The sequence below is a fragment of the Paenibacillus sp. BR2-3 genome, from assembly GCF_046529485.1.
Taxonomy (GTDB): Bacteria; Bacillota; Bacilli; order Paenibacillales; family Paenibacillaceae; genus Paenibacillus_AQ.
The window spans coordinates 1887108-1909143 of the sequence record NZ_CP126311.1; the positions used below are offsets into that span (position 1 = coordinate 1887108).

The 22036-nt window shown below is 49.6% G+C and carries 19 protein-coding genes and 1 other RNA gene; 16 read left to right on the forward strand and 4 right to left on the reverse strand.

Features of this window, described 5'->3' with window-relative positions; translation table 11 throughout:
• Positions 1-224 precede the first annotated feature (224 nt).
• The 9 genes from glyQ (at position 225) to rnpB (ending at position 10176) form a co-directional block, all read left to right on the forward strand.
• Positions 225-1112 (forward strand): glycine--tRNA ligase subunit alpha, encoded by an 888-nt coding sequence (glyQ, locus tag PaeBR_RS08880; protein WP_410514475.1) that lies wholly within the window; start codon positions 225-227, stop codon positions 1110-1112.
• A complete protein-coding gene (gene glyS, locus PaeBR_RS08885) occupies positions 1105-3183 on the forward strand; it encodes a glycine--tRNA ligase subunit beta (RefSeq protein WP_410514476.1) in 2079 nt (692 codons plus the stop codon). The genes glyQ and glyS overlap by 8 nt, the downstream gene beginning before the upstream one ends.
• Positions 3184-3368: 185 nt before the next feature.
• Complete coding sequence (locus PaeBR_RS08890; RefSeq protein WP_410514477.1) at positions 3369-3842, forward strand: DUF188 domain-containing protein; 474 nt, start codon at positions 3369-3371, stop codon at positions 3840-3842.
• Positions 3843-3866: 24 nt separating this feature from the next.
• Positions 3867-5705, forward strand: coding sequence for a DNA primase (dnaG, locus tag PaeBR_RS08895; protein ID WP_410514478.1), 1839 nt, complete (start codon positions 3867-3869; stop codon positions 5703-5705).
• A 40-nt stretch (positions 5706-5745) separates the two neighbouring features.
• Positions 5746-6879, forward strand: coding sequence for an RNA polymerase sigma factor RpoD (rpoD, locus tag PaeBR_RS08900; protein ID WP_410514479.1), 1134 nt, complete (start codon positions 5746-5748; stop codon positions 6877-6879).
• 99 nt (positions 6880-6978) lie between these two features.
• Positions 6979-7803: a hypothetical protein gene (locus tag PaeBR_RS08905; RefSeq protein WP_410514480.1), complete on the forward strand. Its 825-nt coding sequence runs from the start codon at positions 6979-6981 to the stop codon at positions 7801-7803.
• The gene (locus tag PaeBR_RS08910; RefSeq protein ID WP_410514481.1) at positions 7800-8585 is read left to right on the forward strand and encodes a tRNA (adenine(22)-N(1))-methyltransferase; all 786 of its coding nucleotides are present in this window, start codon (positions 7800-7802) and stop codon (positions 8583-8585) included. The genes PaeBR_RS08905 and PaeBR_RS08910 overlap by 4 nt, the downstream gene beginning before the upstream one ends.
• Positions 8561-9676 (forward strand): Nif3-like dinuclear metal center hexameric protein, encoded by a 1116-nt coding sequence (locus tag PaeBR_RS08915; protein WP_410514482.1) that lies wholly within the window; start codon positions 8561-8563, stop codon positions 9674-9676. The genes PaeBR_RS08910 and PaeBR_RS08915 overlap by 25 nt, the downstream gene beginning before the upstream one ends.
• An 81-nt stretch (positions 9677-9757) precedes the next feature.
• Positions 9758-10176, forward strand: an RNA gene (gene rnpB / locus PaeBR_RS08920) — RNase P RNA component class A.
• 170 nt (positions 10177-10346) lie between these two features.
• On the opposite strand, the gene PaeBR_RS08925 is transcribed toward rnpB, so the two are convergent.
• Positions 10347-10508, reverse strand: coding sequence for a hypothetical protein (locus PaeBR_RS08925; RefSeq protein ID WP_410513504.1), 162 nt, complete (start codon positions 10506-10508; stop codon positions 10347-10349).
• Positions 10509-10888: 380 nt separating this feature from the next.
• Positions 10889-12100, reverse strand: coding sequence for a PLP-dependent aminotransferase family protein (locus PaeBR_RS08930; RefSeq protein ID WP_410514483.1), 1212 nt, complete (start codon positions 12098-12100; stop codon positions 10889-10891).
• Positions 12101-12193: 93 nt separating this feature from the next.
• Here PaeBR_RS08930 and PaeBR_RS08935 point away from each other — a divergent pair, with 93 nt between their 5' ends.
• Entirely contained in the window at positions 12194-13633 is a 1440-nt protein-coding gene (locus tag PaeBR_RS08935) for a PLP-dependent aminotransferase family protein (protein ID WP_410514484.1), read from the forward strand.
• Here PaeBR_RS08935 and PaeBR_RS08940 read toward each other — a convergent pair.
• Complete coding sequence (locus PaeBR_RS08940; RefSeq protein WP_410514485.1) at positions 13630-15516, reverse strand: S8 family peptidase; 1887 nt, start codon at positions 15514-15516, stop codon at positions 13630-13632. The genes PaeBR_RS08935 and PaeBR_RS08940 overlap by 4 nt on opposite strands.
• Before the next feature lie 200 nt (positions 15517-15716).
• Between PaeBR_RS08940 and PaeBR_RS08945 the strand changes: the two genes are divergently transcribed.
• The 6 genes from PaeBR_RS08945 to thiI all read left to right on the forward strand — a co-directional run bounded on the left by PaeBR_RS08945 (position 15717) and on the right by thiI (position 21076).
• On the forward strand, positions 15717-16214 hold the full coding sequence (locus PaeBR_RS08945; protein ID WP_410514486.1) for a YpuI family protein: 498 nt from the start codon (positions 15717-15719) through the stop codon (positions 16212-16214).
• A 258-nt stretch (positions 16215-16472) separates the two neighbouring features.
• Positions 16473-16694, forward strand: coding sequence for a DUF1540 domain-containing protein (locus tag PaeBR_RS08950; protein WP_410514487.1), 222 nt, complete (start codon positions 16473-16475; stop codon positions 16692-16694).
• A gap of 10 nt (positions 16695-16704) precedes the next feature.
• Positions 16705-17094, forward strand: a complete 390-nt coding sequence (locus PaeBR_RS08955; RefSeq protein ID WP_410514488.1) for a hypothetical protein — start codon at positions 16705-16707, stop codon at positions 17092-17094.
• A 679-nt stretch (positions 17095-17773) separates the two neighbouring features.
• Positions 17774-18523 (forward strand): lytic transglycosylase domain-containing protein, encoded by a 750-nt coding sequence (locus tag PaeBR_RS08960; protein ID WP_410514489.1) that lies wholly within the window; start codon positions 17774-17776, stop codon positions 18521-18523.
• 112 nt (positions 18524-18635) lie between these two features.
• Positions 18636-19787: a cysteine desulfurase family protein gene (locus PaeBR_RS08965; RefSeq protein ID WP_410514490.1), complete on the forward strand. Its 1152-nt coding sequence runs from the start codon at positions 18636-18638 to the stop codon at positions 19785-19787.
• 2 nt (positions 19788-19789) lie between these two features.
• A complete protein-coding gene (thiI, locus tag PaeBR_RS08970) occupies positions 19790-21076 on the forward strand; it encodes a tRNA uracil 4-sulfurtransferase ThiI (RefSeq protein ID WP_410514491.1) in 1287 nt (428 codons plus the stop codon).
• 80 nt (positions 21077-21156) lie between these two features.
• Here the strand turns inward: thiI and PaeBR_RS08975 are convergent, their stop codons facing one another.
• Complete coding sequence (locus PaeBR_RS08975) at positions 21157-21852, reverse strand: TerC family protein (RefSeq protein ID WP_410514492.1); 696 nt, start codon at positions 21850-21852, stop codon at positions 21157-21159.
• Between the last annotated feature and the right edge of the window lie 184 nt (positions 21853-22036).

The following is a 22036-nucleotide window of genomic DNA, read 5'->3' on the forward strand; positions in this document are numbered from 1 at the left end:
TTCGCAATTTTGATGATCGGCAGAAGCTTCCGCCGGCGCAAGGGCGAAATCAAGTAGGGTGGAACCGCGGGAGAATGTTAAGCTCTCGTCCCTATGTCTGTTTATCAGGCATGGGGGCGGGAGCTTTTTGATCTGTGGCAAAGTCTGTTTTTACAGAATTCTGCTCCGGAAATAGAGAGACGCCGCCGTGCAAAAAACTTGTGAAAAGCGAAGGAGCCGGTACTATGAATTTTCAGCAGATGATTTTGACGCTGCAGCAGTTTTGGGCAGAACACAACTGCATTATCGTCCAGCCGTACGATACCGAAAAAGGGGCGGGCACGATGAACCCCATGACTTTCTTGCGGTCGCTTGGACCCGAGCCTTGGAAGGTCGCATATGTGGAGCCTTCACGCCGTCCATCGGACGGACGCTACGGAGAAAACCCTAACCGTTTGTACCAGCATCATCAGTTTCAGGTGATTATCAAGCCGTCGCCGGATAACATTCAGGAAATCTATCTGGATAGTCTGAAAGCGCTCGGTGTGGATCCGCTTCTGCACGACATTCGTTTTGTAGAGGACAACTGGGAGAATCCGTCCCTGGGCTGTGCAGGTCTGGGATGGGAAGTATGGCTGGATGGTATGGAAATTACGCAGTTTACGTACTTCCAACAAGTCGGCGGTATAGAGGCTAATCCGGTTGCCGTAGAGATTACATACGGTATGGAACGGCTTGCCTCTTATATTCAGGAAAAAGAAAATGTGTTCGATCTGGAATGGGTTAACGGAATTACGTACGGAGACGTTTTCCATCAGCCGGAATTCGAGCATTCCACCTATACATTTGAAGTATCCGATGTCAAAATGCTTTTCACATTGTTCAATACCTATGAAGAAGAAGCGCGCAGAGCCATGGAGAATCACCTTGTATTCCCTGCTTATGATTATGTACTGAAATGTTCGCACACATTCAACCTGCTGGATGCCCGTGGGGCAATCAGTGTAACCGAACGCACCGGTTTTATTACAAGAGTTCGCAATCTTGCCCGGACGGTAGCGGCGACATATATGGAGGAACGCGAGAAGCTGGGCTTCCCGCTGCTGAAGAAAGAAGGTGCAGAACATGTCTAAAGACCTGCTGTTTGAAATCGGGCTGGAGGAAATCCCTGCGCGCTTTATCCGGGCGGCGATGGAGCAGCTTCAGGACAGAACAACCAAGTGGCTTGAAGCCTCACGTATTGCGAATAGCGGAGTTACCGCTTATGCGACACCTCGCCGTCTTGCGGTACTCGTAAAGGATGTTGCTGAGAAGCAGGAGGATGTAAGTGAAGAGGTTAAAGGCCCTGCACGGAAGATTGCGCTGGACGCAGCGGGAGAATGGAGCAAAGCGGCACTTGGTTTTGCCCGCAGTCAGGGTGTAACACCCGAGCAGTTCACATTCAAGGAGCTTGCCGGAGTGGAATATATTTATGCCACCAGAAACAGTGCTGGTGTGGAGACGGCTTCCCTTCTTGCTGAAGGACTTCACGGCATTGTCAGCTCCATGACCTTTCCGAAAAATATGCGTTGGGGCACCCATGACTTCAAATTTGTTCGTCCTATCCGCTGGATGGTAGCTCTTTACGGCATGGATGTGGTGGATCTTGAGATTACTGGCGTCAAAGCCGGAAATATCAGCCGTGGCCATCGTTTCCTGGGAGCCGAGACCCTCATCGCGCAGCCATCGGAGTATATTGAGAGCTTGCGTGCCCAGCATGTGCTTGCAGATGTGAAGGAACGGGAACAGCTAGTTCTCGAACAGATCAAGAAGCTGGCGGAAGAGAAGGACTGGACCATCGCTGTAAAAGAAGATTTGCTGGAAGAGGTGCTGTTTCTGGTGGAAACGCCGACCGTACTCTTCGGCACCTTCGATCCTTCTTTCTTGAACATTCCGCAGGATGTGCTCATTACCTCGATGCGCGAGCATCAGCGCTATTTCCCGGTACTGGATGCTGCAGGCAAGCTGCTGCCTTACTTCGTAACGGTGCGAAACGGAAATGCTGTATCCCTGGATGTTATTGCCAAAGGCAACGAAAAGGTGCTGCGTGCCCGTCTGTCGGACGCCAAGTTCTTCTATCAGGAAGATCAGAAGCTTAAGATTTCGGATGCACTGGCTAAGCTGGAAAATATCGTGTATCACGAAGAGTTGGGCAGTATCGGGGACAAGGTACGGCGTATCGGGAAGATTGCCGATGCTTTGGCAGCCAAGCTTGCACTCCCGGAAACCACAGTTTCCGAGGTTAACCGTACCGCTGAAATCTGCAAATTCGACCTTGTTACACAAATGGTTTATGAATTCCCTGAGCTTCAAGGAACAATGGGTGAGGATTATGCCCGTAAAGCCGGAGAGACGGATACTGTTGCAAAAGCCATATTCGAGCACTATCAGCCGCGTTTTGCCGGAGATGATATGCCTTCCACTGAAGCTGGCTATGTAGTCAGTATTGCCGACAAAATCGACACCATCGTTGGCTGCTTCTCGATCGGGATCATTCCTACGGGTTCGCAGGACCCTTATGCACTGCGCCGACAGGCTGCGGGGATTGTGCAAATCGTATTGGAGCATAAACTTTCGATTGGCCTGCAGGAAATTTTCGAAGCTGCCCTCGAGGTTCATGAAAATTCACGTAATATGAAACATTCTGCTGGTGAATTGCGTATTAACCTGTACGAATTCTTTGGACTTCGTGTAAAACGTCTGTTGTCGGATAATGTAAGCTACGATGTTGTGGATGCAGTTATTGGCGCGGGCTATGATGATGTAGTGGCTGTGGTGGCCAGAAGCCGCGCCCTGAGTGATGCTGTCCAGACCCGAGAAGACTTCAAAATCACGGTAGATTCCTTTAACCGGGTCAGTAATTTAGCCGCCAAAGCGTCGAATGACGGAGCTATCGATCCATCCTTGTTTACAGATGAGGCCGAAGTGAAGCTGTACGAAACCTGGCAGTCCCTTCACGCCCCGTATCATGAAGCATTATCTGCAAGAAATGGCGATGAGGCGCTTCGTTTACTTTCCGGATTACAGGATGCAGTTACCGGATTCTTCGATAAGGTCATGGTTATGGCGGAGGATGAAAAGGTTCGTACTAACCGGCTTGCCCTGCTGGCCGGCATTAATGGCGATACTAAAGCCTTCGCAGATTTTGGCAAGCTGGTCTGGTAAGAGGGGTTTTGCACGAATTTTTTACGAAATTTGGACCTGACATGGTATAGATTGATGGTTTAGGGTATAAATATACGGAACGGTGCCAATGCGTCTCTTTGACATCCGTTCCGTATTATGCTTTTCAAAGAAGGATTTCATATCAGCAGCGCGTATATATATTACACGGGAAATCGGTGATACTCATGGAAAGGGCTCAGGGAAGAACCATAGTAGTGGATGGGGACGCCTGTCCGGTCAAAAAAGAGATTGCAGCCGCCGCCCGCAGCTTTGGCATTCCGGTTTTAATGGTTTCATCTTACGATCATGCTCTAAAAGCTGAAGAAGGTGTTACCGTAGTCCAGGTGGACCGTGGGGATCAGAGTGCTGATCTTTATATCGCAAATCATATTACGCCTGGAGATATTGTACTGACACAGGATTATGGTTTGGCGGCGCTGGCGCTGGGTAAACGCTGCAGTGTACTCTCCTTTCGGGGCCAGACGTATGAGGATTCTACAATGGATTTTATGCTGGAAGGCAGGCATGCAAGGGCAGTCGAGCGAAGGCGCGGCCACTATTCCAAAGGCCCGAAATCGATAACTGTGGCGGAAAAGAATTTTTTTCAACATAAACTGACAAAACTTTTAACGGTTTTGCAGGAGAATGTGCAGCAATAGCGAATTATATTTATTTGTTAAGAGATGAAGGTGGTTGAAGTGGCTAGCGGACACGGTAATATTCCGGAAGAGGTTATCGAGAGCGTGCTGGCTCGGCATGAGATTGCCGAAACCGTCGGCAAGGTTGTCCATTTGACCAAGCGGGGGAAATATTTATGGGGCCTCTGCCCGTTCCATTCGGAAAAAACCCCTTCCTTCACTGTTACTCCGGACCGAGGAGTGTTTCATTGTTTCAGCTGCGGTATGGGTGGAAATGCCATCAAATTCAGGATGGAAATCGAAGGATTAACCTTCCCCGAAGCAGTGAAAATAATGGCCGAGGAAAGTGACATTCCCATTCCCGAGGGAAAAGGAGGAGGCATGCTGTCTCCGCCCGACCCTGAACGTGACCGGCTGCTTCAAGCTTACGAATGGTCTGCAAAGTTCTATCATTACCTGCTGAAGAATACGGAGCACGGCACAGCCGCAATGGATTATTTAAGATCCCGGAACTTCAGCGACAAAATGATTGAAAAGTTCCAGATCGGATATGCTCCGGACCGTTGGGATACACTGCTTCAGTTTCTGGAGAAACGAAATTTTGATCTTGCTGAGATGGAGAAGGGCGGTCTACTGTCTGCGAGGGGTGAAGGGAAAGGGTTTATTGACCGTTTTCGCGGCAGGGTTATCTTTCCGATTCATAACCGTACAGGCAAGGTAATCGCTTTTGCCGGAAGAATTCTTGGGGAAGGTCAGCCTAAATATTTGAATTCCCCGGAGAGCAAGCTTTTTAACAAAAGCCGTATTTTGTACAATCTGCACCAATCCAAAGCATCCATCCGCAAAACGCGGCAAATCGTTTTATTCGAAGGATTCGGGGATGTCATTTCGGCTTGGGAGTCAGGGGTGCATAACGGCGTAGCAACCATGGGAACCTCACTGACAGAGAACCATATAGCGCTTATGAAGAGTATGGCTGATGAAATTCTTTTGTCTTATGATGGTGACCGGGCGGGACAAGCCGCAGCCATGAAGGCTATACCACTGCTTGAGGGAAACGGCCTGCGCGTCAAGATCGCGGTGCTGCCAAGCGGGCTTGACCCCGACGAATTCGTATCCCGCTACGGCGGGGACAGATTCAGGGAACAAGTTATTGAGTCCGCGGTTTCAACGGTGAAATTTAAGCTTATATATCTGAAAAAAAACCATATACTCCTAGAGGAAGACGGCAAAATCGCCTATGCAAAAGAAGCGTTAGAGATTATTGCCTCCTTGCATTCTTCAACAGAGAGAGAGGTTTATCTAAGGGAAATTGCTTCTGAGCTGAACTTGTCTTACGACAGTTTGAAGCAGGACTGCAACCTGCTTAGGGCATCGATGCAAAAAAACATTCCCGAAGGGGATAATAACGATAAAAGGTGGAATAATGGTAGGCATAAAAAAGGGCATGTGCAGACTCCGACTTTGCTGCCTGCTTATCATGTCGCAGAACGGCGTTTATTGTCCTTTATGCTGCAGGACCCGGAAGCCGCCAGCTATGTGGGCGAACGCCTCGGGGAAGATTTTAACATCGATGATCATGCGGCAATTGCTGCTTATCTATACGCCTATTACGCGCAAGGCAAACCACCGGATATTAGCCGGTTTCTATCATCACTTCAGGATGATCGCTTAGAGAAGACCGCAACTTCGATTTCCATGATGGATACACCACCGGGTTGGAATGTACAGGTTCTGGACGATTGTATTCGAGAAGTGCGGAGATTTCCTCTGCAGCGCAGGATGGAACAGAAGCGGGAAGAGATGATCGGAGCTGAAAAAAACGGAGATTTTTTGCGTGCGGCACAAATAGCAAGTGAGATTATAGCCCTAGAAAGACAATGAAACGTTGACAGGATTTACCTAGGGAGGAGGGAGTCGAATTATGGCGAACGATCAGCATACTGAACTGGAAGCCGAATTTACACTGGACCAGGTCAAAGATCAGCTTATTGAGCATGGCAAGAAAAGATCATCATTGAATTACAAAGATATTATGGAGAAATTGTCGCCGTTTGATCAAGACCCTGAGCAAATGGAGGAATTCTACGAGCAATTGAGCGACCTCGGAATTGAGGTTGTTAATGAGAATGACGAGGAAGTAACGACTCTCCGCCAGAGCGAGGATAATGAAGGAAACGACAACGAAGAATTTAGCTTTGACGACGATTTGTCATTGCCGCCAGGCATTAAGATTAACGACCCCGTTCGCATGTATTTGAAGGAAATTGGCCGTGTACCGCTATTGTCGGCTGATGATGAAGTTGAGCTGGCCATGCGGATCAAGAATGGCGACGAAGAAGCAAAGCGCCGGTTGGCAGAAGCGAATCTGCGGCTCGTGGTCAGTATCGCCAAGCGTTATGTCGGGCGCGGCATGCTCTTCCTTGATCTCATTCAGGAAGGAAATATGGGCCTGATCAAAGCGGTTGAGAAATTTGACCACAACAAAGGCTTTAAATTCAGTACCTATGCCACATGGTGGATCCGTCAGGCCATTACCCGCGCTATTGCGGATCAGGCACGGACAATCCGAATTCCGGTGCACATGGTAGAGACGATTAACAAGCTGATCCGTGTCTCCCGTCAGCTGCTCCAAGAGCTCGGTCGTGAACCCTCGCCGGAAGAAATTGCGGCTGAGATGGAATTGACCGTAGAAAAAGTCAGAGAAATCATGAAAATTGCTCAAGAGCCGGTATCGCTGGAAACGCCGATTGGCGAAGAAGATGATTCACATTTGGGAGATTTCATTGAGGACCAGGAAGCATTGGCTCCGGCGGATGCCGCTGCTTATGAATTGCTGAAGGAACAGCTGGAGGATGTGCTGGACACGCTTACCGAGCGGGAAGAGAACGTGCTTCGCCTGCGCTTTGGACTTGATGACGGACGTACGAGAACACTCGAAGAGGTCGGTAAAGTATTCGGCGTTACCCGGGAACGGATTCGCCAGATCGAAGCCAAAGCGCTGCGGAAGCTGCGCCACCCAAGCCGCAGTAAACGGCTTAAGGATTTCCTCGAATAGTAATTATTAACTGAACCTTCTGCTGCACAGTGGCAGGAGGTTCTTTTCGTTTACAATGTTTATCTTAGACTTTGTAGGCCTGAAAAGAGGGATAAGCCGTTGAATTTGGAGAAACGCGACATCATATTAAGAGAGATTCAATATTGGAGAAAGAATAGGCTGCTGCCGGAGCAGTACTGCGATTTCTTAACCAACCTCTATGACGACGAAGCTGCGACGAAAGATAACAATCCGATTTCTCTGCACAATCTACAACAGGGAAGCATTAAAATATGGCTGTTTGGTTTTGGAATTATTTCCTTGATTTTCTTGATTAGTTTTTATTTTAGCGTTTTTCCCTGGGGTTTGCAACTTGCTACAGCGTTATCCGTGCTGCTCGTTTGTTATGGCTATTCCGGGGTATTGCGGGAACGGCAAAGGGTGATCAGCCTTATGCTGGCCGGGATCGGCAGTATTCTGACGCTTGGATTCGGGATGTGGATGATTTCGCTTCATGATCTGGACCCCGAGTTTTGGAAGCCGATTTTGGTTGGGGCGTGCGGAGTATTGTGGGTTATTCTTGGATATGTGCTTCGAATCGGTCTGCTGCAGTATTGCGGTTTTGGCTTTTGGGCGCTGCTGTATGCAGGGTTCTTCGGGGAGGTCCGGCCTGAGGCATCTGTAATGGAGCTGGAGCTCCTCTGGCTTCCTCTATGTGTGCTGATGATATGGCTAAGCTGGCTTCTGCACCACCGGGTTAAAGGGATTTCCGGGGTTTATTTCGCCGTGGGGGCAACCATTTGGATGATGCCGGAGCTCGACAGTCTTTTGCTGAGACAAGATTATCCGCAGTGGGTTTCGTTAATGCTAATATTAAAAATCGCGGCAGGCTTGGCGCTGCTGTTCTTATTTCGAAAAAAATGGATTGCGTGGGTGGCTTCATGAACAATACTAAATTATCGAACAGATTACAGCTTTTACTGGAGAAGATTCCTGCTGGTTGCAGATTCGCGGATATAGGCTCAGATCATGCTTTGCTGCCAATTGCAGCGGTTGAAAGCGGAAGAGCCGTATTTGCCGTTGCGGGTGAAGTAAACCCGGGGCCTTATGACGCTGCCAGCAAGGCAGTGGCGGCAGCCGGTCAAGGAAACGTAATATCCGTGAGACGCGGCGATGGACTGGAAGTGCTGGAGCCGGGAGAGGTGGACTGCATCACGATTGCCGGGATGGGCGGATCGCTGATCGCTTCGATTTTGAAACGTGGACTGGCCATGGGGAAGCTGCAGGGTGTGGCAGTCTTGGCGCTGCAGCCGAATGTCGGAGAGGACATCCTGCGGCGCTGGCTGCTGGACAATGGCTGGGTGCTGATCTCGGAGAATATTGTGGAGGAAGACGGCAAGATTTATGAGGTGCTTACAGCCGTACCTGAGGTTGGAGGCACTGACCTGTCGAATGAAAGTTTATACGAACCGCTGATGCTTGATGCGGGTACCGGTACCGTAAAATGCGGACGTGATCTCCTGCTTCAGATGGGACCGTGGCTGCTTAAATCTCCCAATGCTGCTTTTGTCAACAAATGGGAAGGTGAAATATCGAAGCTGGAAAGTATTTTGACCTCTCTTTCCCGCTCGGAGCTGGAATCGGCCGAAGACAAACGGATGGCTATCCGGGCCCGGATTCAGGAAATTACGGAGGTGCTGCAATGCTTGCCAAAGGACAAACTGTAATTCAATATATGGAGCAGCTGGCTCCAAAGCATGTGGCCGAGGAAGGAGACAAAATCGGGCTTCAGCTGGGAACCCTTCAGAAGGAGATTACAGGCGTGCTGGTTGCGCTCGATGTAAACGATGAAGTGGCGGAAGAGGCGATTGCGCTCGGCTGCAATCTCATTATTGCGCATCATGCGATTATTTTTCGGCCGCTGCAGGGCATTCAGACCGATACACCGGCAGGCAAACTCTACGAGAAGCTGATTAAGAATGATATTGCCGTATACATCAGCCATACCAACCTGGATGTCACCGAGGACGGGATGAATGACTGGATGGCAGAGGCTCTGGGAATTGAGAACGGGGCTCCGATCAAGGATATTCATACGGAGCAGCTGTCCAAGCTGGTTGTCTTTGTGCCCAAGGATCATCATCAAAAGGTACTGGATGCCATCCTGAATGCCGGAGCGGGCCGGATCGGCAATTACAGCCATTGCAGCTTCAATATTGAGGGTTACGGCACTTTTATTCCCCAGGAGGGGACAAACCCTTTCATTGGGGAACAGGGTAAAATGGAACGGGCGGAAGAAATCCGCATTGAAACCATTGTCCCGCTGGGTATCCGGAACAAGGTCGTTCAGGCTATGCTTAAAGCCCATCCTTATGAAGAGGTTGCCTACGATTTGTATTCAATGGATCTTAAGGGTAGAAGCTTCGGCCTTGGTCGGGTAGGAAAACTTGCGGAGCCGGTGACACTGGGGCAGTTTGTGGACAGGGTCAAATCAGGGCTCGATGTAGATAAGGTGCGCGTCGTTGGCGACTTGGACCGCCCAATCCGCAAAGCGGCTGTGCTCGGGGGTTCAGGCGGAAAGTTCTATAACAGCGCAATCTTTCGCGGCGCGGATGTGCTGGTTACCGGGGATATAGATTACCATACCGCGCAGGACGCTTTACTGGCCGGCATCGCTCTGATTGATCCTGGACATAACGCAGAGAAGATCATGAAGGAAAAAGTGCGGGAATGGATGGCAGGCAAGCTGGCCGAGCATAAGTACGGAACTTCTGTACATGCCTCTAAGGTTAATACAGAGCCTTTCCGGTTTCTGTAAACAGGAGAAAGAGGCTGATTTCCCTCCATTTTACTCTTGTTTCCCCCCTCGAATCCCTGTATAATATACAATGTTGTTCGGAAAGTTTGACAGACAATCGCCGGTGACGTTCAAGCGTCACGGGAGGAAAGTCCGGGCTCCATAAGGCAGGGTGCTGGATAACGTCCAGTCGGCGCGAGCCGAAGGATAGTGCCACAGAAATGGACCGCCGATGGCTGCTCTTTAGGGAGCGGCACAGGCAAGGATGGAACCGAGGTGTAAGAGACCCCGAGGAACGCTGGTGACTTCGTTCCTGGTAAACCCCATCTGGAGCAAGACCTAATGAGACGCCGCTGATCCTTTACGGGAAGAAGCAGCCTTTGCCTGAGGCGCGTCTAGGTTGGTCGCTGGAGCTGTGCAGTAATGTATGGCCTAGATAGATGATTGTCGCTTATGGTGGGAGGGTAGTTCCCGTATGAACCACGACGAGCACAGAACCCGGCTTACGACAAACTTTCCTAACTGACAACTTTAACTTATATGCAGATTATTACAACAACGACGTCATTTCCGGTAATACCGGTGACGTCGTTTTTTTGTTTTTCAGAGAATGATTTTTCATACTGTAAAGAGGGATCTATTTTAAACTATATAAGATGAACTTATGAATTTTCTAAAATGGATTTACTCGCTAACTACAGTGAATGTTGGACTTCCGGCCGCTGCCCATCTCCAGATTTCTTGATGTGTACCGCTGTCCGCGGTTGAAATCCGGAGACCCATGCGACCGCTGCCGCTTTTCGGCAATCGTTCCGTCCTCTCTGCTCGGTTCAGCGTAACCCTTCAGGTCCATCTCAAGCTTTGCTCTTTGGTTTACTGGCCTTGCCTTGGCGTATGAGCATTAGCAGGAAAAACTCCCTTTAATTCAGGCAATAAACCGTTTTTTAGAGAATTAAAGGGAATTTATACCACTAATCCGGCCATAATGAGGCGAACACTCACATTAGAGGGAGAAATTCCCGTTAATTCATTTCGTGGGAGAGTTACGTCTCCATTAAGAGGAGAAATTCCCGTTATTTAATAACACGCCAACACAGCGGAGGGCCCTACGGGATTCTGGAGTTACGATAGTTTTCACCTAGCGATCGGAGGGCCGCTCCGAACCCTTAGTCGCTTGATTCACGATCGGTCAACCGCTGATTTTGGTTTTGAGCCGGTATTCTTTAGTTCAACTTATATAAGAAGACGTTGTTGATACATAATCAGAGCTTCCTCCAAGCGCTGTACGGCAAGCGGAACCAGCTGCGGAGGCGTATGGGTGAAGTTCAGCCGCATGGTGTTCCTCATCGGCTGTGCGGGATAGAACACCTCTCCCGGTACAAATGCGACTCCTTTGTCTACGGCAAGCGGAAGGAGTTCGGCAGCGTTAATATCCTGGGACAGCGTTAGCCACAGAAACATGCCGCCCTGCGGCTCCCGGAAATGGGCCCCCTCCCAGCCGCGTGAGGAGAGCTCAGTGGACAGCAGCTTCATCCGCGTATGATATTCGCGGGATATCAGGCGGATATGATTCCCGATATCAAATCCCTGCAGTAGCTCATCCAAGGCACGTTGATCGATGGTGCTGGAATGCAGGTCAGCAGCCTGCTTGGCCTTGGCGAGGGTCCTGATCAGCTCAGGGTCGCCGACGATCCAACCTGTGCGCAGGGCGGGGGCGACGATTTTGGAGAAAGTGCCCGTGTATACGACACAATAACCGCCATTGTAACTTCTGTCGATTGCCGCCAGTGAAAGCGGATAGGCCCCTTCGGATTCATCGAATGTAATTTCCCCGTATGGATTGTCTTCCAGAATCAGAACGCCATAACGCCGGCACAGCTCTACTGTTTTAATGCGCCGTTCCTCGCTCCAGGTTGCACCCGTAGGATTGCTGAAAGTAGGGACGGCATATAACAGCTTCGGCCGATATCGGCGCAGCTTGTCTTCCAGGTCGTCCGGAAGCATTCCGTCTTCATCGCTTGTGACGGTATGAACATCGGCACGGTAGGAGCTCAGTACCTGCAGGGCAGCGAGGTAAGTCGGGGCTTCCACGAGGACGGCGTCACCGGGGTCGAGTATTATTTTGCATAGCAGATCTATCGCCTGCTGGGAGCCTGTAGTTAATACGATCTCCGAGGAGGACACCGGAATGCCCTGCGCAGAGAGTCGTCCCGCAATTTTATCGCGTAATGGGTCATAGCCTTCTGTTAATCCATATTGAAGAACGGTGTTATCGGAAGAGAGCACACGGGTATAAGCTTCACGAACCGCTTCCAGGGGAAAAAGATCCTCACCCGGAAGCCCGCCTGCGAGCGAAATAATATCTTTGCCCTGGGTCAGCTTCAGAATTTCGCGTACAGCAGATGAACCCAGATGCTTGGCCGCTGTTGAATAATTGATGTTCATAAAAGTACACTCCACCTTTCGAATTGATGGTATCATAGCGGCAGAGCTGTATAACAGTAAAGCGCCCAATATAACAGTGAAGGATGAATAAGAGTGCATATTGAATTAATCCGCAACGGCAGGAAGTCCCTGCCGCTGCAAATCTGCGAAGCGTTAGGATACCGCATATCTTCAGGGTTGCTGGAACGCGGAGTCCGTTTGCCTTCTGTGCGGAGTCTGGCGGTTACCCTTAAAGTCAGCCAGGTTACTGTGAGCAAGGCTTACGCGGAGCTGGAGAGGCGGGGGCTGATCAACTGTGAACAGGGGTTAGGCTGTTTTGTAACGGAATCCGAAGAGAAAAAAGGGCATGAAGGAGACGGCTGGTCCAGGCAATATTCTGATTATTTGCCACGGGCGCAGCTTTGGCGTAATTTTGATTATTCAGAGGTGGCTTATCCTTTTCATCTGGCCGCTATTCATGCTGATCTGCTGCCGATCGGGCATATTGGGGGCCAAATGGCAGCGCTGGTTACTGAACAGCCTGAGTTGATGGCCACGTATGGTAACTTTCAGGGAGATTTAGAGCTCCGGGATATTATGAGGGCACATCTGCAGGAGCGAGGAATTAGGCTGTCCAGCTCCAATGTGATGATCACCAGCGGGGCGCAGCAGGGTATTGATCTTGTAGCCCGTACATTTGTAGGTCCCGGTGATACCGTTTATTTGGAGGCTCCAAGTTATACAGGGGCTATTGATGTATTTGCAGGTCGTGGGGCCGAAATGATATTTGTACCGATGGACGAGGAAGGGATGCGGGTTGATATTCTCACCAAGCTATGCGACCAAAGACCACCGAAACTGATCTACACCAATCCTTCCTTTCAGAATCCAAGCGGTATTACCATGAGCATGGCAAGAAGACAGCGGCTGCTGGAGCTGGCCCGCAGCTATCGCTGTCTGATTGTGGAGGATGATCCTTTCAGCGATCTTTATTTCCGGATGCCGCCGCCGCCCTCCATCAAGTCCATGGATTCCGAGGGGCATGTCGTCTATATCAAAAGCTTCAGCAAAGTGCTGGCTCCGGGGTGCAGGATTGCCTGTGTGGCCGCTGAGGGCAATATTCTCTCCCGTCTGATCGCAGCCAAATCAGCAAGCGATCTCGGCAGTCCCTTGCTCACGCAGCGGGCGGTGCTTCCCTTCATCTCCAAGAAATACAAGGCCTATGCCGGGCAGCTTCGAACTTCATTACGAAACCGCATGGAGAAGGCAGCCAAGCTGCTGAAGCAGTATGCGCCCTCCGGCGTGAATTGTGTTCTTCCGGAGGGGGGACTGAGTCTCTGGCTGGAGCTGCCCGCCGGTTCTGATATTATGGAGCTGCATGCACTGGCCAAACAGAACAGCATCTCTTTTTTGCCTGGGGATGTCTGTTACTCCGGTGAAGAGCAGTCAACACATATCCGGCTGTGCTACTCCCAAATGTCTGAAGCGGATATGGAACAGGGATTGATGCTGTTTCTAAGGTTGCTCTCGGGTTTTCTTGAACAAAAGGACTAGGGGGTGTTGCTCAGCCGCTGCTTTAAGCTGTTCATCTGCTGACGGACACGCTGGGGCCAAAGCTGCAAAGGAACTTCGTTGCCGCTGGCGGCTTGAAGAGTTTTGTAGATATCCACCTGGCCCCAGCCGTAATATTTGTCTTGACCGGGCGTTCCGAGATCGATGGCATTGTCTGTCATCAGCTTCATAACCTCCGTATTAGACAATTCCGGATTTATGGAACGTACCAGACCCGCCAATGCAGCTACATGGGGACTGGACATTGAAGTACCGGACAGGGCGGCGTACTGGTTGTCAGTATAAGTACTGGCTATGCTCTCTCCGGGTGCAGAAACATCAATATAATCGCCGAAATTGGAGAAGGAGGCTTTTTTCGCTGAGGCATTTGTGGCTGCAACCGCAAGCACCTCGGGATAAGCTGCCGGGTAACCTGGACGCTCTGTGTTGTCATTACCGGCGGCGGAGACGATGACGATATCGCGGTCATATGCATATTTGATGGCATCATGTAAAAATTGGGAGTCGGCATAATTGCCGAGACTAAGGTTGATTACCTTGGCACCGTTGTCTGCCGCCCATATAATGCCCTCTGCTACGGAATAAGTGGTTCCTGCACCGGAGTTGTCGAGCGCTTTTACCGGAAGTATCTTGTTATACCAGCTTATCCCTGCCACACCCTCTGAATTGTTCACCAGGGCACCGATTATTCCGGCCACGTGAGTGCCATGGCCTACGTCGTCGTCAGGCGTGGAGCTGCTGGTTATGGCGTTGAATCCGGTAAGCAGCTTACCCTTCAAGTCGGGATGATTGGCCTGCACCCCCGTATCCACAACCGCAACGATGACATCCTCGGCTCCCTTGGACAATTGCCAGCCCTGCTCCGTTTGAATCGCCGGAAGATTCCACTGATACGTGGAGAACAGAAGATCATTGGGAGGTAGATTTCCTTTCGTATTTTCGTTGACCGCATCATTGGTTAAATACATATAGTGAGGCTCAGAGTACAAAGGATTCCACTTCTTGGAGAAGTATGTTTTGAGCTCCGGATAATTCATTTCTGATGATCGGAAAATGTAGGCGTATCCCAGCTTGCGCGGGGCTTTGCAATGAATATCGGCAGAAATAGCCGCCAGCTGTGCCTTTGTGGGATGGTCGTTCGGGAATCGGACAACGATTTCATTCTCGTAATAATGGCTTGCATTTTCATTATCATGACCGGTCTTAACGGTCATATTGCGAAGCGTATCTGCGTGAACGGATTCTACGCGGTATTTGCCTTCCTTAGGGTAAGGGATAAGCCGCAGATTTTTCAGCTGGTGGTCGGCGACACGGCCCAATACCTTTTGGCTGATAAGTGCAATTACACCGGTTTGTCCATCCTGATCACGCTGAGCTATGAAATAGTAATTCTCCCGGTCAACAGTAAAGACAGGAGATTCATACGATTGATGGCTCTTTACAGCGGATTTGGCGCTTTTCAGATACTTTTGCAGAACCTTTTGTTCCTCTTCGGTCCCCACGGGGAGTGCGGATTTGAAGGTCATGGTCTTGCTGTTCCGAAAATCTATCCACATCAGCATGGTGATATGCCCGTGCCCCTGCAGTAGCCTGCGAGCATACACTGAAATAGGTTGCGGCGCAGCTCCCCGGGTATCGGAGAGAAGGGTTCGCAGATGATTGCTGACATCCATCCGGTTTAGGCGGTCTGTGGCGTTTACATCCTGACTCAGGGCGTTTTTTTTCATTGTTTTTTCCACTTGGGGTATGGGCGGGACAGGGGCTTGTACCGTTTCCTTTGTTGCCGGTCGTGGAGCAAATATAAGGACAGCAGCGGTAAATGCGGCAGTAACCAGGCTGGCGACCGTTAGATTTTTTCGGGACATATTTTCCGCTCCTCCATGGCATTGTAATATCCATAGGTTGAGAAGAGAGGACAAATTTTATGCATTGCAGAAAAGGATACCTTCGTCCTGTTTTTTATGGTAGGATAATACATGAAATCGTTTCATATGCAAGGAATTATGTAACAGCAGTCGATCAACAAAACACAAAAGCAAGGAACAATTAAGGGGGATCAACCGCCATGTCAGCAGCCAATGTGCAAAAGTTGTGCGAAACGACGAGAGAAAAGCTAAAGTATGCAATTGAAAAAATGGAATTATTCCTGAATCAACATGCATTGCCGCAGTTAGGACCCGAGCAGGATGAAGAAATGACTCATTTCTATCAAGGCTTTTTGTCCGATCTTCGCCATTTGCTGGTTTTCTCGGAAATGTCTTATGAGAAATTGGGAGTAGCCCTGCGCCGCGCCACATTTGATGAATCCTTTGCGCAAAAAGCGCTTTATAACGTATATCACTACGGCGTCAACAACTTCTTCTATCCGAAGAACGAGAGCTATTCCGAAGATGGACGTTATGCTTACACAGGACAAGACGCCATCCGTTTCCGCAAAAAACCGGTGCGCCCGGCGCGCGACATTATTTTGGAGATTACCAAGGTGTATGAAGAGCTCCGTGATGATCTGACTTATTATGAGAGCGATTATCTGACTGAGCGCCGGATGCAGAATCAGGTTTAATCTAACCCAAATACATTTAAGAACAAAGGATTGGCCCTGTCGCGAATAACGATGGGGGCCAGTCCTTTTTTAAAATATAAGGATAAAGTATAAGTTTCACTCTATACTTTATCCTTATATTTCTCCGAGAAACGGGTGCCGTCCCTATAAGGACGGTGAAGCCGTTTCTTCTTGGTTTCGGCGGTTTTATTAACTGGAAGCTGTTTTACCGCATAAAGGGGGAATCCTGCGGACATAATGTAGGCGAGGTGATATTCTATGTCCAATAAAACATTAGTCAACTGCAGTGTAAGCAATTGTAGTTATTGGGGAGAGCGCAATGTATGCCGAGCCGATGAAATTATTATCGAGATCGACAAGCATGTTGGAAGCCGTTTTAAGGAAGAATACGCCGAAGAGATGACTGTGGGCAACAATCATCAAGACAAAGCGGCAAGTTCCTCAGCTACCTGTTGTTTGACCTTTAAGCCGAAGTCTTAGGAGGCCGTCAATGGATACGGAGAATAAGAACCATTCAACCGGATCTTCTGAACCGAGGACAATAATCCTGAAACCCCGGAGAGTCGATTATCCGCGCAGAGATCGTGAACACCGAGAGGAATATGCTGCGGAAGTAACTCCTTATAAGGCACCGGCAAGCATGCTTGCCCCTGCCGAAGACGCAGGTGAAACAATTGCAGACGGAAAAACAATGGGTTATGTGGGGCTGGGTTTTGGCATTGCTTCGTTGTTCCTTTGGTCCATCGTACTCGGTCCAGTAGCTGCTGTTATTGGCTACTTTGCCTATAACCGCGGCCAAAAAACAACCGGTGCTTGGGCGATGGGCCTTGGTATTGTGGCTACGCTCAGTTATTTTGTAATGATCCCGTTTGCACGTTAACACTTAAACAGGCTTCAGGACCTAATGTTAGGGGTCTGAAGTCTGTTTTTTTGCTTGATGATATAGCAATTATTCTCAATTAAATATAATATATAGACATATTTAAATTCTAAAATGGCTCTATCTAAAAATCAGTTCTTGCTTTCCAGCCGAAAACTGCGCACGGTTATCTCCCTTTCTATGCCCGCTTTTACATGCGTTTGGTTTCCGGTAAACACCTTGCCGTGCAAGGGAAAGAGCCTGTGAGATGGAGATATGACAGAATAAAAGAGGAAATTCCTCTAATTTTGTCCAATTCCTTGATATTTTAAAAATAGAGGGAATTCCGCCCTCTATTATCAGCCAAAGACCCTTGGAGCCTAACCAGCAAAATTTAAGGGAGTAATTCCCTCTAAATTAATGAAACATCCTGCTGCGAGCAAAATTTAAGGGAGTAATTCCCTCTAATTAATGAAACATCCTGCTGCGAGCAAAATTAGAGGGAGTAATTCCCTCTAATTAATGAAATATCCTGCTGCGAGCAAAATTAGAGGGAGTTTTCCCCTTTGTTTGCTCGCAGAACATTTCAAGTACTGATTTTGGTGTTGAGCCCTAAAAATTATATGATAACACCCCAAATATGGCGATTTGTTAATATATAAACTATATAAACACACCAGGGAAGAGGGAATACAGAAGAATGGGAATTAATTCGGCCGTGGCAGGCGGACTAGGTCAGTTGAAGTGGGTGAATCTGAAGAGCGCAACTGCGAAGAACAGTACCGCAAATGATAGGGAAGTGTCAGGGAAAGGTGCTTCCGAGTTTGCGGGAATGCTTCAGGAGATGTCAGCTAAATCTGCTGCGGAACAGAATGCATCCTCAACCGTGTTGCCGACAGGGGTTTCTTATAAGGATGGCTTGCTGTGGCAGCAGCTTCCCGCATCGGGCGAGGGCTCTTACAGAAACATTTCCGGGGAAATATCAGGAGCTGCGGAAATTTGGACAGGTATCCAGGGCTCAGAAGAAACGAAGCCTACGGATTATGAGAACCTGATTCAGGCGGCGAGTATCAAGTACGGCATACCGGTGGATCTGATCAAGGCGGTGATTGACACGGAATCATCCTTTAAACCCGATGTTGTTTCTTCTGCCGGGGCCAAAGGGCTGATGCAGCTGATGGATGGAACGGCCAGAGGGCTGGGAGTATCCGATCCGTTTGATCCTGCCCAAAGCATTGACGGCGGTGTCCGTTACTTATCTTATCAACTGAAACGCTTCGACGGTCAGGAGAAAATGGCTCTGGCGGCTTATAATGCCGGTCCGGGACGGGTTACCAAGCTGGGCGTAAGCAATGATGAAGAGCTGATGGCCCAGCTCGAACAGCTTCCTAAAGAGACGCAGGCCTACATTTCCAAAATTGAACGCGCTCGCGCTAAATACGCGGTATAATAAAAAGGATCAAACGGGACAAACTCCAAAGGCCCTGCTGTGGCCATCGGATCCCTGTTTGGTCCTCTTTTTGAAAAAATAAGAAAGTATGCGGCAAAGGAGATATCAAGATATGCTTTATTGGGATTATGCCGCCGCTGCGCCGCCTTATGAGGAGGTACTGCAGACGATGGAACAAATCATGAAGCTGCACTACGCCAATCCCTCCTCCCTGCACCGTGCAGGAACAGAGGCCGGCAGACTGATCGGACGGGCACGCGAGGTGTGTGCCGGAGTTCTTTCCGTTCGGCCCGACGAGATATATTTTACCTCCGGAGCGACGGAGAGCAACAACTTGGCCATCAAAGGCGCTGCCCTGCAATATGCAGGGAGAGGCCGCCATATTATAACTACCGAGCTCGAACACCCCTCCGTGTATGAAAGCTGCCAGCAGCTGCAAAAGATGGGCTGGGAGGTTACCTTTATCCCCCCGGATCATACAGGCGTTATGGATCCTGCCCGGATCGGTGCTGCGGTTCGCCGGGATACGGTTCTGGTCAGCGTTATGCATGTTAATAACGAGATTGGTACGGTGCAGCCTTTGCAGGAGATTGGCCGTATCATCAGGAAGAAGAATCCTCGTACGTTATTTCATGTGGATGGGGTGCAGGGCTTTGGAACGCTGGGGGGTATTCCCCGGGAATTTGGAGCCGATCTTTACAGTCTGTCACCCCATAAGCTGCGCGGCCCCCGTGGTGTAGGCATTCTGTATGTCAGGAAAGGAGTTTCCCTGTTCCCTTTGCTGACTGGAGGATCTCATGAGAACGGCCTCCGTGCAGGGACGGAAAATGTAGCAGCAATTGTAGCTTCCGCCAAAGCATTGCGCATGAGCAGTGAGGGGCGAAAGGAATTTGTTGACCGGATACTTCCGCTAAGGAACAGGCTGCTGCGGTTTTTAGAGGGTATCCCGGAATTTACGGTTAACAGCTCAGAGAATGGAGCTCCGCATATTGTGCATTTCTCTTATCCGGGAATGAAAGGCGAGGTCATGGCTCGCAAGCTGGAGGAATTGGGCATGCTTGTATCCACCCGTTCGGCCTGCTCCTCCAAGCTGTCAGAGCCGAGCCGAATCTTGCTGGCTATGGGTAAGGATGCGGCAACAGCCTCAGGGGGAATACGGATCAGTTTCGGAGACACCCATACGCCGGAGGATGTTGCCGCCTTGGAACAGACGCTGATACAGGCGGTTAGAGCTTTAAAGACAGCTGAAGGAGGCATGAAGTAACAATGAAACCAATGGAGCCCGCTGCTTTTGCGGCTGCAGGAAATAGTATAAATTACGCCGATATGCTGCTTTTGCGTTTCGGAGAATTTACGTTAAAGGGTAAAAACCGCACCCGGTTTGAGAAAACGGTACTGCGTCATGTTAAAGAAATACTTGTCCCTTACCCCAAGGTTCAGCTGACGAAGGAATTCGGGCGGATTTATGTAAAACTGAATGATGAACCCGCGCAGGAATTGCTGTACGCTTTGAAAAATGTATTCGGCATCGCGTCGATCAGCCCGGTCAAGGTTTCGAGGTCGGAATTGGAAGATATCCTCGATGTTAGTGCCCGCTTTCTGAATATTATTGCTCCAGCACCGGGTACGACCTTCAAAGTAAATGCCCGCCGGGTGTGGAAGGAGTTCCCTTATGGCTCCATAGAAATGAACAAGCTCGTCTCCACGCCTCTCTTGAAAGGCTATCCCGGTCTGATTGTTGATGTGAACTCCCCCCAACTGGAGCTAAGGGTGGAGATCCGTCAGGAGCAAACTTATATTTTCTGCGAAAATATTGCGGCGGTAGGAGGGTTCCCGCTCGGAACCAACGGTAAAGCGATGCTGCTGCTGTCCGGGGGAATTGACAGTCCTGTTGCCGGATGGTCTTCCATGCGACGGGGTTTGGCAGTAGAATGCGTTCATTTCTACAGTTATCCTTATACAAGCGAGCTTGCCCGCCAAAAGGTTATAGATCTGACACGGGTGCTGTCCCGGTATGCAGGAGTAATAAAGCTGCACCTGGTACCTTTTACGGAAGTCCAGACAGCCTTTACAGGAATCGGTCAGGATAATCTGATCATAACGCTTATGCGCCGTGCGATGCTCAAAATTGCAACGTCACTGGCAGAGAGAGAAGGGGCTCTCGCGCTTGTAACAGGGGAAAGTCTGGGACAAGTAGCTAGTCAGACATTGCCGAGTATGAATGTTATTGGGCGGGCCACACCGCTTCCGCTCTTGCGCCCGTTAGTCATGATGGATAAAAGTGATATCGTAGAGCTCTCCAAGGACATTGGCACCTACGATTTATCCATTCTCCCTTACGAGGATTGCTGCACCTTATTCGTGCCCAAGTCGCCGACAACGAATCCAAATCTGCGCATTGTAGACAAAATAGAAGCCACACTCCCTAATTATTCCGCACTTCTGGATGCAGCTGTTGCATTAACCGAAACGATGGAAATTACACCCTACGGTAATGAGCGTCCGGAGTCCAAAGCCGGTACTGATGAAAGAATGAAAGAAGAATGGTTTTAAGATGTCTCACTGAAAAGATCAAAAAGGCCCGCCTCCGCTGTTTCAGCGGCTGGCAGGCCTTTTGCATACGATATGGACAGCTAAAGAACCGCTCCGCCCTTCGCCTCTTTTCGTTGTCCCATGCTCCGCTTCCAATGACCTGCAGCCAGAATACCTGCGATTACAATGGCTATGAAGGCATAGCGCAGAAACGGGTGGAACTGAAAAAGGAACTCCACGTTCTTCTCCTCGGCAATCATGCTGGCGGCCGTGAAGCCCAACACAGCTGAGCCCAAATAAATGATCCATGGATATTTGTTGATCAGTTTAATGAAAATCGTACTGCCCCAGACCACAATAGGCACACTGATCAGCAGACCTAGCACGACTAAAGTGATATTATGCTTGGCTGCCCCGGCTACGGCGATTACATTGTCAAGCCCCATCGCGGCATCCGCGATAATGATCGTTCGTACGGCAGGCCAGAGACTTCCGCCAGCCTTGATATCATCATGGCTGCCCTCATCCGTCAGCAGCTTATAAGCAATGACAATGAGCAGCAATCCTCCGAGCAGCAGCAGCCAGGGGATTTGAAGCAGCCATACGACAAGAATGGTGGCGATAATCCGCAGAATGACAGCACCGGCTGTACCGGCAAGTACGGCTTTTTTCTGCAAGTCAGCCTGCAAATTTCGGGCAGCAAGGCCGATGACAATAGCGTTGTCTCCCGCCAGAATCAAATCCAGAAAAACAATGTTCAACAGCGATAATATAAACTCCCAAGCGGCTGTACTCAAATTAGGTCACTCCTAAAGTTTCGTGGCAATCCTGAATATCAATCATCTTCAAAAGAATAGCTTAGTTTTGTATACGCAAAAACAGGCGGGGACATTCATCCCTCCGGAAAATAGTTGGACAGCAGTCATAGCTTGTCGCTCTTGGACATACATGTAGGTACATGTAGTTGGGGGAGGTTATGGA